This window comes from Nocardia sp. NPDC056000 (assembly GCF_042269265.1).
GTDB lineage: Bacteria > Actinomycetota > Actinomycetes > Mycobacteriales > Mycobacteriaceae > Nocardia.
In genome coordinates this window covers 175,483-188,190 of sequence record NZ_JBHJXS010000012.1, presented here as the reverse complement: position 1 = coordinate 188,190, position 12,708 = coordinate 175,483, and the positions used below count along the sequence as shown (strand labels likewise).

Annotated in this window: 9 protein-coding genes; 3 read left to right on the top strand and 6 right to left on the bottom strand. The window is 67.4% G+C overall.

From position 1 onward, the window contains the following. Positions 1-19 precede the first annotated feature (19 nt). From ACFC4D_RS32600 to ACFC4D_RS32585, 4 genes are all read right to left on the bottom strand, one after another. Positions 20-1,060: a MupA/Atu3671 family FMN-dependent luciferase-like monooxygenase gene (locus ACFC4D_RS32600; protein WP_376068914.1), complete on the bottom strand. Its 1,041-nt coding sequence runs from the start codon at positions 1,058-1,060 to the stop codon at positions 20-22. Next, entirely contained in the window at positions 1,053-1,313 is a 261-nt protein-coding gene (locus tag ACFC4D_RS32595) for an acyl carrier protein (protein ID WP_364632088.1), read from the bottom strand. The genes ACFC4D_RS32600 and ACFC4D_RS32595 overlap by 8 nt, the downstream gene beginning before the upstream one ends. After that, the gene (locus ACFC4D_RS32590; RefSeq protein WP_376068912.1) at positions 1,310-2,965 is read right to left on the bottom strand and encodes a fatty acyl-AMP ligase; all 1,656 of its coding nucleotides are present in this window, start codon (positions 2,963-2,965) and stop codon (positions 1,310-1,312) included. The genes ACFC4D_RS32595 and ACFC4D_RS32590 overlap by 4 nt, the downstream gene beginning before the upstream one ends. A 197-nt stretch (positions 2,966-3,162) precedes the next feature. Continuing rightward, positions 3,163-4,617: an MFS transporter gene (locus ACFC4D_RS32585; RefSeq protein ID WP_375953765.1), complete on the bottom strand. Its 1,455-nt coding sequence runs from the start codon at positions 4,615-4,617 to the stop codon at positions 3,163-3,165. A 154-nt stretch (positions 4,618-4,771) separates the two neighbouring features. On the opposite strand from ACFC4D_RS32585, the gene ACFC4D_RS32580 reads away from it, so the two are divergent. Then, complete coding sequence (locus ACFC4D_RS32580) at positions 4,772-5,332, top strand: TetR/AcrR family transcriptional regulator (protein WP_375953767.1); 561 nt, start codon at positions 4,772-4,774, stop codon at positions 5,330-5,332. A 4-nt stretch (positions 5,333-5,336) separates the two neighbouring features. Here ACFC4D_RS32580 and ACFC4D_RS32575 read toward each other — a convergent pair whose 3' ends face one another. Both ACFC4D_RS32575 and ACFC4D_RS32570 read right to left on the bottom strand, forming a co-directional pair. Continuing rightward, positions 5,337-6,626: an NtaA/DmoA family FMN-dependent monooxygenase gene (locus ACFC4D_RS32575; protein WP_376068910.1), complete on the bottom strand. Its 1,290-nt coding sequence runs from the start codon at positions 6,624-6,626 to the stop codon at positions 5,337-5,339. 87 nt (positions 6,627-6,713) lie between these two features. Beyond that, positions 6,714-9,839: a BTAD domain-containing putative transcriptional regulator gene (locus ACFC4D_RS32570; protein WP_376068908.1), complete on the bottom strand. Its 3,126-nt coding sequence runs from the start codon at positions 9,837-9,839 to the stop codon at positions 6,714-6,716. A 240-nt stretch (positions 9,840-10,079) separates the two neighbouring features. On the opposite strand from ACFC4D_RS32570, the gene ACFC4D_RS32565 reads away from it, so the two are divergent. Beyond that, on the top strand, positions 10,080-11,594 hold the full coding sequence (locus ACFC4D_RS32565; protein ID WP_376068906.1) for a GMC family oxidoreductase: 1,515 nt from the start codon (positions 10,080-10,082) through the stop codon (positions 11,592-11,594). Beyond that, positions 11,591-12,697, top strand: coding sequence for an NAD(P)-dependent alcohol dehydrogenase (locus ACFC4D_RS32560; protein WP_376068904.1), 1,107 nt, complete (start codon positions 11,591-11,593; stop codon positions 12,695-12,697). The genes ACFC4D_RS32565 and ACFC4D_RS32560 overlap by 4 nt, the downstream gene beginning before the upstream one ends. Positions 12,698-12,708 lie beyond the last annotated feature (11 nt).

Here is a 12,708-nt window from a genome sequence, read left to right as displayed (position 1 = left end):
GCGAAATTCGGCAGATCTGCTATTCGGTCGAGAGAGAATTCTTCAGTGCGGCAAGCGATTCCAGGCCGGATAGCACATCGGTATCCGGAATGCCGAAGTCGATCAGGCAGGCGATCTCATCGACACCGATCTCACGCAGGCGCGCAACCATCGGCAGGGTGGATTCCGGTGTGCCGAACAGGCCGTTATTGCGGTAGTACCGTTCGAACGCGAAATCCAATACCTTGGCCCGCGTCCGCTCGTCCAGGCTGTCCAATGCGTCCGAGCCACGCCGCCACAGATCGACGGAATCCTCGAGATAGCGCTTGAACGGAGCCGCGACGGTCTTGCGCACCTGTGCCTCGTCCGGCCCGACGAAGGTGTGCAACATGACGGTGACGGTGCCCGCTTCGATACCGTGCCCGTTGCGCGCCCGCGCCTTTCGATACGCGGCCAGCTTGTCCGCCAGTTCGTCGACTTCCTGGAACAGCAGTGCGGTCAGGATGTTCACCCCGAGCGCACCGGCCATTTCGAAGCGTTCGATACCGCCGCTACAGGTGAGCCAGACCGGTAGCTCGGACTGCACGGGCGTCGGAAAGATCCGCACCGCGCGGTCTTCGCCGACGCCATTGGGCAGGGTGACCGATTCACCGCACCACAGGCGGCGCACGGTATCCATGCCCGCCCGGGTGACCTCGACCCGATCCCGGTAGTTATGCCCGGCGAGGACGAAATCGTCCACATTCCAGCCGGTCGCGAAGGCCAGATCGACGCGGCCGCCGGACAGGTTGTCCACGACCGACCAATCCTCGGCCACCCGCACCGGATTGTGCAGCGGCAGCACCACACTGCCCGCGCGAATGCGGACCTGCTCGGTGCTGGCGGCGAGCGCCGCGCCGAGCACCGCCGGATTCGGATACAGCCCACCGAAGGAGTGGAAATGCCGCTCCGGAATCCACACGGCCTCGAAGTCGTGCGTATCGGCGAAACGGGCGCTGTCCAGCAACAATTGATAGCGCCGTCCGCCGCTCTGCTGAGCGTCACTGGAGAAGAACAGCAGACTGAATTTCGGACTATCCACGGGCGGCACCGCTGTGCTGCGCCTCCACGCGCCGCGCCACGTCCGCCATGGTCAGTCCGTCGAAAATATCCTCGGCGGTGATTTCCGTCCGGTAGCGATCCTCCAGAATCGTCATCAATTCCGCCGCGTGCACCGAATCCAGACCCAGCGCGGTCAGCGGCGCATCGGGATCCACCGAATCCCTGCCGAGCTTCGCCGCTGCCCATCCCACGAAATAGTCGAGCACGGCCGTGGGGGTTGCCGATTCACTCATAACGCACTCTCCTGGAAAGTCGTCGAACCTGAGTAATGCTCACGCAAACGTTGGCGCTGTACCTTTCCGCTGGTCGTCTTGGGCACTTCGCCCTTGCCGACGAAAACAACCCGGTGCACGCTGACCGCGTGCACCCGGCTGACGATCTCCCGAATCGAACCCGCCAGCGCCTCGGCGTTGTCCGGCTCGAGTAGATCAGCCAGCTCCTGCACCACCATCACCCGGTCCTCATCTCCGATCTCGGCGGTGAAGACCGCACAGCCACCCGGCCGCAGGGCCGGATGAGTGGTGACGATGGTGCGCTCGATATCCTGCGGAAAGATATTGCGGCCGTGCACGATCATCAATTCCTTGATCCGGCCGGATACGTAAAGCTCTCCGGCGCAGACGAATCCGAGATCGCCGGTGCGCAGGAACTCCGGACCGCCGTCATCGGCGATCCGGGCATGGAAGACGCGTTCGGTCTCGACCGGCTTATGCCAGTATCCGGCGGCGACACTGGGACCGCGCAACCAGATCTCACCGATGGTGCCGTCGGCACAGCGCAGCCGGGTGTCCGGATCGACGATGGCGATCGAATCCGGTTCGGCCGCACCCAGACTCGGCAGTTCCCGGCCCTCGGCATCCTCGACGGCTGTGCCGCGCTCCAGTTCGGCCACCGCGAAGCGGCGCGAGCGCGCACCGGCACCGACCGCGCCGCCGCTGACGAACAGCGTGGATTCGGCCAGACCGTACATCGGGGCGAAGCTCTCCGGGCGAAAACCGCTGACCTCGAACAGTTCCGCGAAGCGGCGCAGGATATTCGGATCGATCGGCTCCGCGCCGACGAAGGCGATCCGCCAGGCGCTCAGGTCCAATTGCGCGGCGTCGGCCGGGGATACCCGTTTCAGGCACAGACCGTAGGCCAGATTCGGCCCGCCCGCGGTGACATTCGAACTGCTCGATATTGCCCGCAACCAGGTGAGCGGATCGCGCAGGAAGGTCATGGGCGACATGAGCGTGCTCGGGAATCCGCCGTACATGGGCAGCAGCAGACCCTGAATCAGCCCCATATCATGAAATGGGGGCAGCCAGGAGACGATCGAGGTGTCCTGTGCCAGTTGATATCTGGAGGCGAGCAGCCCCAGATTGTCCATCAGGTTCCGGTGCAGCACCGCCACACCCTTGGGCGCACCGGTCGAACCGGAGGTGTACTGCAGGAAGGCGATGTCATCCGGTGCGGGGGGCGCTTGCAGGCCCGCCGCGATATCGAATCCCGGTCCGGCCGAATCACTGTCGATGATCGTGATGCCCGCGCCGAGCTGCTCGCTGGTGACCGGTATGACCGAGAGCGGCACGATGGCCGCCACCGCGCCGCTGTCCCGAATGATCTCCGCCAGCGTCGAGAACTGCTGCGCCGAGGTCGGTAGGTGCACGGCCACGGCGATGCGGCCGGTCGCTAGGCAGGCGAAGAACGCGCAGGCGAAATCCTTTCCGGGCGGGCACAGTAGCACCACTCGGTCGCCGGGTGCGGTCACTTCGCGCACCAGCCTGGACAATCCGGACACCCGGTCCCAGAGCTGGCCGTAATCAACGCTTTCCGAGTCAGCGCGATGGCCCGCGAAGGTATACGCGAGTCGGCGCGGAGTCTCGAGGACTCGCGCCGACAGCACGTCTACCAGAGTGCGGTGGTCTTGCGCTGAATTTCGGACATCCACAGAGAAGCCTCCGGATCCTCGGCTGCTTCGCCGCCCCCTACGGTGGTATCCGGCGAAGCAGCTGCCAAAGAACAGTCCAGCTCGACATCCTTGCAGAGATCAGCGATCCACCCGGGAAGCAATCTCCTTCCGCGTGTGTCGTGCATCGATTTTCACTTCGATGTACTCAGGTTCCGATAGGTGAGGGCGACGGCGAAGGTCAGCGCGGCAATACCCGCCGCCGCGGCAAACGCCGTGGTCATACCGCTGACCAGGGCATGCTGTGCGGTACCGCCCGCACCGCGCGAGGCGGTGCCGAAGACGGTCACCAGGATCGCCAGACCCAGCGACGCGCCCGTCTGCTGCAATGTCTGCAACGCGCCGCCCGCCGCACCGGCCTCATGCGGTTCGACATTCGACATGATGATCACGTTCAGCGGTGAAACCGCCAGTCCGATACCGCATCCCATCAGGAGCATGGCCGCGAACAGTACCGGGAAGTAACCACTGTGCTCGGTGAGCTGGGTGAGCAGCAGCAGGCCGGTGACCATCGACGCGGTGCCGATCATGGTCAGCGGCTTCGGGCCGAAGCGCGGTAGCAGGCGCGGAATCATGCGAATCATGGTGAACATCAGCAGGGCGGTCGGCAGGAAGGCGAAACCCGTTGCCAGCGCACTCAATCCGAGCACGTCCTGGAGGAACTGGGTGAGGAAGAAGAACATCGACATACCCGCCATGGGTGCGAGGAACATGCTCGCGTAGGCGGCGGCGCGATTGCGATCGGCGAACAGCCGCAGCGGCAACAGCGGTTGCGCGGTGCGGGATTCGATCACCAGGAACGCGGCGATGAGAATGACGCCCGTCGCCAGCGAGATGTCGGTCTCCGGCTTACCCCAGCCGTGCGCGGCGGCATTGATGAAGCCGTACACCAGCGCGGCCACACCGCCGGTCGCGGTGATCGCACCGGGCAGATCCAGATGTGCCGGTTGCCGTTGCGCGCGGGGCAGATAGCGCAGTGCGAGCACCACGACCGCCAGCCCGAACGGCACATTGATGAACAGCACCGAGCGCCAGCTCAGCCATTCGGTGAGCAGACCGCCCACGATCAGGCCGATCGCGAAACCCGCGCTGGACATGCCGGAGAACAAGGCCAGCACCCGAATTCGGGCCTTGGGATCGGAGAAGGTGGTGGTCAGGAGTGCGAGGGTGCTGGGTCCGGCCATGGCCGCGCCGATCCCCTGCACCACTCGCGCGATGAGCAGCCAGGTGGCCGAGGGCGCGAAGCCGCCCGCGAGCGAGGCCAGGGTGAACAGGGCCGCCCCGGCGATGAAAAGGTTGCGGCGACCGAAGAGGTCACCGGCTCGGCCGCCGAGCAGCAGCAATCCGCCGAAGACCAGGGTGTACGCGTTCATCACCCAGGACAGGCCGGTCGGGCTGAAATGCAGATCCGCCTGAATGCGCGGCAGCGCCACATTCATCACGGTGATGTCCAGGACGATCATCAATTGGCAGGTCAGCAGGGTGGCCAGCACGATGCCGGAGCGGATCCGGCGGGGTTCGGTCGCGGGAGCTCTAGTACCCGCGACAGCGGCATTCGAAGAAAGGGTGGTCGACAAGGATCGCTCCATCGAAAGGAAGATATGACTCGGAATCAAACGGAGGCATCCTCCGTTTCCGATAGAGCTATCATATGGAGGAGCCCTCCACTTGCGCAAGTGTATCCGGAGGGTCCATCCGTTTTCTAGTGGAGGGTTCGTGGGAGCACCGCCGACGGAGAAGCCGATGCGCGCCGACGCACGCCGCAATTACGAGCGCATTCTGACGGTCGCCCGGGAGGCCTTCGCCGAACTCGGACCCGAGGTGGCGCTGGAGGAGATCGCGCGGCGCACCGGCGTCGGCATCGGGACGCTGTACCGGCACTTCCCCAATCGCGAAGCGCTCATCGAGGCCGTCTACCGGTCCAATATCGAGCAGTTGAGCGGGCGCGCCTATGAACTACTCGAAGAGCATTCGGGCGCGACGGCTTTCGAATACTGGCTGCGCGAACAGGTGCAGTGGGTGATGGCCAATCGCAGTCTGGCGACCACGCTCAAGGCCGGAATGGACCACAATTCACCGACTTTCACGCTGTGCCGGTCCGCGATCAATGACGCGGCGAACGCGCTGCTCGAGGCGGCTCAGCAGGCGGGCGCGGTGCGCGCGGATATCGAACCGCGCGATCTGGTCCGGCTCGGGCACGGTATCGGCATCGCCTGCGAGACCACGCCCGATGCGGCCGAACGGCTCATCGCGGTAACCGTCGACGGATTGCGGGCCGCGCCCGGTGCGGGCGCGGCCGAGTAGCCGATCAGTTCGGTAGCGGCGGCAGTTCCAGGTTCTCGCGGAAAGTCGTTCCGGTGTAACCGGTTCCGACGATGCCGCGACGGCGGAGTTCGGGCAGCAGGCCGTTCAGCAGGAAGTCACGGGTGCGCGGATCGGCCAGACCGCCGAGCGAGATGACATCGAGCACGCCCGCGTCATAGCGCTCGGCGATGACATCGGCGAGCTGTTCGGGGGTGCCCGCGGCGGCCCAGTGGCCGGTGTCCTTGGCGGCGATGATCAACTCGCGCAAGGTCTTTCCCGAGCGCGCGAAGTTGTTGAAGATCTCCACCCGGCCGCGACGACGGTGCACCGAGCGCGCATCGGGCAGCAGGTCTTCGGGGATGGGCTTGTCCAGGGGCAGCTCGGACAGATCGACGCCGCCGCCGAGCATATCGGCGAGTGCGAGCCGTCCCGAGTCGAAATCGGTGGCCTCATCGCGCTCGCGCACCAGCCGCCGCACCTCGTCTTCGGAAGCGCCGTAGGTGGCGTGGAAGGAGCTCATGATCAGCGGCAGTCCATCGGCCCGGCCCAATTCCGTAGCACGCGAACGGATCTTCTTGGTGTAGGTGACGGCGTCCTCGAGGGTGGGCAGTGAGGTGAAGACGACCTCGGCGAAGCGCGCACCTAGTTCGACGCCCGCCTCGGACTGCCCGGCCTGGAATTGCACCGGACGCCGCTGCGGAAGCGGCGGGATATTCAATGGTCCACGCACGGTGAAGAATTCGCCCGCGTGGTCGATCGGTTCGACCAGATCCGCGTTCAGCACCGCGCCGCCGTGCCCGTCCGGGGTCAGCGCGCCCGGCCGCCAGCTGTCGAACAGCGCGTTGACGATTTCCAGGGACTCACCCGCGCGGCGGTATCGATCCTCAGGACTCGGGAGGTCGCCCGAGCTGTAGTTCTCCTCGCCCAGTGACGAGGTGACCGCGTTCCAGGCCGCGCGGCCATTGCTGACGTGATCGAGGGTGCCGAACAGGCGCGCAAGATTATAGGGATGGTGGAACGTGGTGGTCACCGTGGCGATCAACCCCACATGCTCGGTCACCGCGCTCAACGCGGCGAGGAAGATCAACGGCTCCTGCGCACCGATCGCCCCCTGCGCCCCGAAACTCAGCAGATCCGCCGCGAACAGCGCATCGAACCCATGGGCCTCCGCCAGTTTCGCGATCTCGATCGACGACTCCAGCGTCGATCGCCCCGGATCCAGTGCGGCGGCATACACATCCACCGAACCGCTAACTCCCGTAACCGTTTTCAACAGCCGCCGCGAATCACCCATTCCCTCGACGCTAGAACCCGGGTCGCCTCCCGGCGAGGGTTACCCTCGCCGTGAACCGAACCCGCCCGCGAGTGCGGGGCGCGAACATCATGCGGAACCGGCCGGCTCGAGGATCGCGTCATCCGGGCGGGACCGGTCTTGCCCGGACCCCGCAGGAGCGAATGACGACAGAGCTGACAGGCGTTGATCGATCAGTGCCAGCACGACTCGCACCGCACGGGAGTCGGCCAGCGCGCGGGCTCGCCGGAGGGTGGTTCGCGCGAGTGCCGTGTGACCCGTGGCCGCGTGGGTATCGGCGAGATCGATCAGGGCCGCGAGCAGCTCCGGGACGGACTCGCCGCATTCGAGATATGCGACCGCGCGACAGAGCGATTCGGAGGTGGTGTGGTCCGCCGCGGCCAGGGCGACCACGCGCCAGGCCCGGCCGAGGGCGACCGAGGTGTTCAGGCGGATGGCCAGTTCGAGTTCCTCGGCGGCCAGGCGGCGGGCCTCGTCCAGCTCGCCCAGCGCACTGAGTTGCAGGGCGGCCGAACTGCGCCAGGGTAGGTGCGAGGGATTGTGCTGCTGCCAAGCGGCCAGACGGCGACCGCAGTCCAGGAAATGACCGGCGGCCTCGCGGGAGCGGCCCTGCGCGGCGCACAGCATGGCGCGCACGTAGGTGACCGTAATCCATTCCCAGGACTCGGAATTGGCGTGGATGCGGGCGGGTTCGAGCCAGCGGTCGGCCTCCTTGATGCGCCCGGCTCCGAGCAGCGCCGCGGCATAGAGGGCGACCAGCCCGGCCGGACGCCGGACCGACGCGGGGGCGGGCACGGCCACCAGCGCGCAGGTGCGCGCGGCCTCGGCGTAACGGGCCTGGCGCAGCAGCACTTCGGTGTGCAGCATCAGACGATAGGTATCGAGCATGCCGAAGTACCTGTCATCGCCCTGACCGGTGAGCTGACCGGCGAGGGTCACCTCATCGGTCCACAGTGCGATATGGGCCTGGATGCCGAGCAGCTCGGGCGGGAGGTATTCCCCCGTCGTCCCACCCGCCGCGGCTTCGAAGCGGGACTGCGCCTCGTGCGCCGAAATGCGCACGGCCACAAGATCATCGATCGCGCGCACGGCCTCGGTCACCGCATCGGGCGCGGCTTCCGCGCGGGTGCGCGCGAGGTACGCGTTCCAGGCCCGCGAGGTCAGCCCGGTGACCATCCAGCGCGAGGCCCGCAGTGTCCGCGCGGCCTCGCGATCATGACCGGCGGTCTCGGCGATGACCTCGTCCAGCAGTGCCTCGGCGTCCTGCGCCTGACCCGAGGTGACCAGCGTCCACGCGAGTGGAATGAGCGCAGTCGGAGCGACTTTCGTGGCCCGCTGCCCCACCAGTGCCCGCTCGAAATACGCCCGCGCCGCCACCGGATCGGTCCACTGCTTCACCAGACCGAGCCGCACTCCGATCTCATCACGCTGTTCCGGCGCGCACACCCGCTGCGCCACTTCGAGATACCCAATCGCCTCCGGAAGCTCCAGCGCCCGAACAGCTTCCGCCCCCGCGTCCACCAGCGTGGGCACCCACTCCGCCCACCGCTCCCCCGACAACTCCCGCAGATACCGCGCCGCCACCCGACTGTCCCCGGTCACCACCGCCGCACGCTGGGCCGCCGCCACCAGCATGCCCTGTACCTCTTCGCGTGTGCACAATCGGCGCAAGGTATTGGCGGGCAACGCATGCCGCAGTCGAGACAGCTCCGGTGCACCACCGGATACGGACGTCGGATGAGCCGCGCCCCCGCCGACCGGCTGCTGATGCGCACCGACCGCCGAGGCCGACGCGCGAGCCGAGTCGCGCCCCGAATACCCCTCGGCCTCGTCGACCGCGGTGCCGTGGCGCGGCTGAGGCGGAGCCGTAATGCCGTGAGCCATCAGTGTGGCGCAGCTGTCCCGGAATTCGCTGTCGGACTGGTCGCAGGCGGCGGCCACCACCTCCGGCGGTGCGGCGTACTCGTGGAGCACCGCGATCGCGCGGAGCGCTCGGACCGTGGCCGGTGCGAGATGGTCGAGTTGCCGGCGAACCGCGCGCGCGTAGTTTCCGTTCGCGAGATACTCCGGAACGCACGGCGGATCATCCAGCAGTGCAAGGTCTTTCAGCAGCGCGGTGACAAGCATCGGAGAGCCGCCGGTGGCCCGATGAATGTCAAGCGCGAACCGGCCGCCGGGGATTCCCAGCACCTGCTCGGCCAGCGCCGCGATTTCGGCGGCACCCAGTACGCCCGGTCGAATGGTCGCCGGCGCCGGGGATTCCCGTAAATCGATCGCCTCGGAGGTGGAGGATCGATACCGCGCACTTTCATCTCTCGATGCAACGGTCGAGGGAAGCGGGGACGCGGCAACTCCCGCCGCACCGTCGTTGGGCCGACGGGACAGCACAGCCTGGAACGTGTCCGGCGACGACGGATGGCGGGTGGGGCCCGGGATCGGTTGTCCGGCAAGGATGTTCGTTTGCAGGGCGCGAAGGTCAATGCCCGGTTCGACGCCGAGGGTGTCGATCAGGGCGCGGCGGGTGCGGGTGTAGACCGCGAGGGCTTCGGAGCGGCGGCCCTGGCGGACCAGGGCGCGCATGAGGAGTTCGGCGGCGCGTTCGCGGAGCGGGTGTTCGCCGACCAGGGGGCGCAGCCGGTCCAGGACCCGGTCGGTGCGGCCGAGCATGGAGGCCACGAAGAGGCTTTCCTCCAGGGCGGAGAGGTAGCGCTCGCACAGCACCGCGCGCTGGGCGGAGGCCGCCGGGCCGGGCAGTCCGGCCAGGGGTTCGCCCGAACACAGCGGTAGCGCGCGGGTGTAGAGCTGGTCGGCGGTGTGCCAATCCCCTTGGGCGCGAGCGTGTTCCGCCCGTCCGACCAGGGCGTCGAAGATTCCGGCGTCGACCTGGTCATCGGTGATCCGCAGTTGGTACCCGCCATGTCCGGACAGCAGCACTCGCGGTTCGGCGCGGGGTGCGCGGTCGGGTTCGAGGACGCGGCGCAGGGCGGAGATGTGGGTTTGGATCAAACCGGTGCCGCTGGCGGGGACATCGCCGTCGTAGAGGCCGTCGAGCAGTACGGTCGCGGGCACCCAGCGCCCGCGGCGCAGGGCCAGTGCGGCCAGCAGCGCACAGCGCTGCGGCGGACCCGAGGGCACGGGTTGATCGTCGCGGAGCACCTCGACACCGTTGAGCAGGTTGATGCGAATTGTCGCCATTGTCTTGCGCCTTGCGCCCGGCCGGGGGCTTCCTTCCTCCGCGTAGCTGCCGCTTCTCGAACTCGCACAGCGTAGTCAGTCGCATGACCGGTTCCGCCGCCCCGCCCGCGCACCGAACCAGCGCGTATACCGCTGACCTGGCCGTTCTGAATCCATCCAGAGCATTTTCAGTGACCGAGAACATGGTTTGCCCGGCGCCGGGTTTCCGGCGCGTTCGCGAAACGAGAAGGGCTGCGGTCGATGAACCACGACTACATCATCGTCGGCGCCGGTTCGGCGGGTGTGGTGCTGGCCCGGCGGCTGGTCGACGCCGGTCACCGGGTGCTGCTGCTGGAAGCCGGTCCGGCCGATACGAATCCGGCCATCCACGATCCGGTCCGGTCGATCGAACTATGGGGCAGTGCGGTGGATTGGGGCTTCAGCACCGAACCGCAGACCCATGCCGACGGGCGACGGCTGCCCTGGCCGCGCGGTAGGACGCTCGGCGGCAGCAGTGCCTTCAACGGCATGATCTATGTGCGCGGTATCGCCGCGGACTATGACGCCTGGGCGTATCAGGGTGCGGCGGGCTGGGATTGGCGGGGCGTGGAGCCCTACTTCCGGCGGCTCGAACATTTCGAGGGTGGGCCCGACGGCGGTCGCGGTGTCGACGGACCGCTCTGGGTGCAGCGCAATCCGGGACCGAACGCCCTTGTCAAAGCCTGGGTGGAGGCGGCCGGACAGTACGGGCTGCCGTTCAACGAGGATTACAACAGCGGCGATATCACCGGTGTCAGCTACACCCAGCACACCATTCGCGATCATCGGCGGCAGAGCACCTGGGTGGGCTACGGGCAGCCCATCGCCGGGAACCCGAACCTGACGGTGGTCACCGGAGCGCATGCCACGCGCGTGCTGTTCGAACAGGACCGCGCGGTGGGCGTCGAATACCGCGTGGACGGGGTGGCGCATACCGCGCACGCGGACGCCGAGGTCGTCCTGTCCGCCGGGGTGCTGGGATCGCCGCAGCTGCTGATGCTCTCGGGCCTCGGTCCGGCCGAACACCTCCGGTCGTTCGGTCTGCGGGTGCGCGCCGATCTGCCCGGGGTCGGCCAGAACCTCCAGGATCACTGGTCCAGCCCGCTCATCTGGCGTGCCACCGGGCCGACCCCGGAGTGGTCCGCGCAGGGCCTGGAAGCGCATCTGTTCACCGCCACGCGCCCCGGATTGATCGCCCCGGATATCCAGCCGCTATTCCTGTCCTGGGTCTATCCGCTGCCCGATCGCGCACTGCCCGAGCACGGATTCTCGGCGGTCGCACAGCTGTTGCATCCGTACAGCCGTGGCGAAATGCGTTTGCGCTCGGCCGATCCCACGATCGCGCCGAGCTACGACCCGAAGGTCTTCTCCGATCCGCGCGATCTCGAGACCCTGGTGGACAATCTCGAATTGCTGCGCGAGATCGCCGCCCAGGACGCGCTACGCGAATGGACGGACGGCGAGGCGGTACCCGGACCCGCGGTGCGCACCCGGGAGCAGTTGCGCGATCACGCCCGCGCGACCGTGGTCAGCGGACATCACCAGATCGGCACGGCGCGTATGGGTCTGGACGCGCTCGCGGTCGTCGACCCCGAACTGCGGGTGCACGGCGTACACGGCTTGCGGGTGGTCGACGCGTCCGTCATGCCCGCACTGCCAAGCGGAAACACCAACGGCCCCACCATCATGATCGCCGAGAAGGCCGCCGATCTCATGCTCGGCCGGACCGCCGCATGAGCCTGACGATCACCGCATCGGTCGCCCGCGACAACGCGGCCGAATTCAGCGTGGAGCGGCTCGAACTCGAAGATCCGCGGCCGGACGAGATGCTGGTCCGCTATATCGCTGCCGGACTGTGCCATACCGATCTGGAAGCGGCGCGCGGCACCGTGCCGACGCCGCGACCGGTCGTGCTGGGGCATGAGGGAGCCGGGGAGGTGGTGGCCGTCGGTTCGGCGGTCAGCGGCTTCCGGCCCGGTGATCGGGTGCTGCTGAGCCTGGATTCCTGTGGCCTGTGCGGGAATTGCCTGGCCGGGCAGCCCGCCTACTGCGTTCGGCATATTCCGCTCAACTTCCATGCCGTGCGCTCGGACGGATCGGTGGGGTTGCGCGATGCCGACGGCGAGCCGGTGCACGATCACTTCTTCGGTCAGTCCTCGCACGCCACCTACGGTTTGGTGCATCCGCGCGGTGCGGTGAAGGTCGATCCGGAGCTGCCCCTCGAGGTGCTCGCGCCCATGGGCTGCGGTGTCATCACCGGTGCGGGCGCGGTGCTGAACTCGCTGCGGGTACAGGCGGGCAGTACGGTCGCCGTCTTCGGTGCGGGGGCGGTCGGGCTCAGTGCCCTGATGGCGGCCGAGGTCGCCGGGGCGGCGCGAATCATCGTCGTCGACCGCAATGTCGAGCGACTCTCCCTCGCAACGGATCTGGGTGCGACCGACACCATCGACGCCGATGTCGAGGATCCCGCCGCCGCGATTCGTGAACTCACCCGCGGGCGCGGCGTCGACTTCGCGGTGGAGTCGACCGGCGCGGTGCAGGTGATGAACACCGCCGTCGAGGTCCTCGCACCGCTCGGATCGGCCGCCATTCTCGGCGTGACCGCGCCGGATGCGGCCATGCGCGCCAATGTCTTCGAACTGCTCAAGGGCCGCACCGTCACCGGATCGGTGATGGGCCATCAGGCCCCTGCGGTACTGATCCCGCGCCTGCTCAACCTCTTCCAGGCGGGCCGATTCCCGATCGGCCGCATGATCCGCACCTATCCGCTGGCGCAGATCAACAGCGCCGTCGCGGACGTACGCGCCGGAAAAACCGTCAAAGCCGTTCTCACACCCTGACATTCCCGAAA

Bases quoted from the DNA above. Each gene is read 5' to 3' on its own strand.
- ACFC4D_RS32595 (WP_364632088.1), bottom strand. From the start codon at position 1,313: ATGAGTGAATCGGCAACCCCCACGGCCGTGCTCGACTATTTCGTGGGA.
- ACFC4D_RS32585 (WP_375953765.1), bottom strand. From the start codon at position 4,617: ATGGAGCGATCCTTGTCGACCACCCTTTCTTCGAATGCCGCTGTCGCG.
- ACFC4D_RS32580 (WP_375953767.1), top strand. From the start codon at position 4,772: ATGCGCGCCGACGCACGCCGCAATTACGAGCGCATTCTGACGGTCGCC.
- ACFC4D_RS32575 (WP_376068910.1), bottom strand. From the start codon at position 6,626: ATGGGTGATTCGCGGCGGCTGTTGAAAACGGTTACGGGAGTTAGCGGT.
- ACFC4D_RS32570 (WP_376068908.1), bottom strand. From the start codon at position 9,839: ATGGCGACAATTCGCATCAACCTGCTCAACGGTGTCGAGGTGCTCCGC.
- ACFC4D_RS32565 (WP_376068906.1), top strand. From the start codon at position 10,080: ATGAACCACGACTACATCATCGTCGGCGCCGGTTCGGCGGGTGTGGTG.
- ACFC4D_RS32560 (WP_376068904.1), top strand. From the start codon at position 11,591: ATGAGCCTGACGATCACCGCATCGGTCGCCCGCGACAACGCGGCCGAA.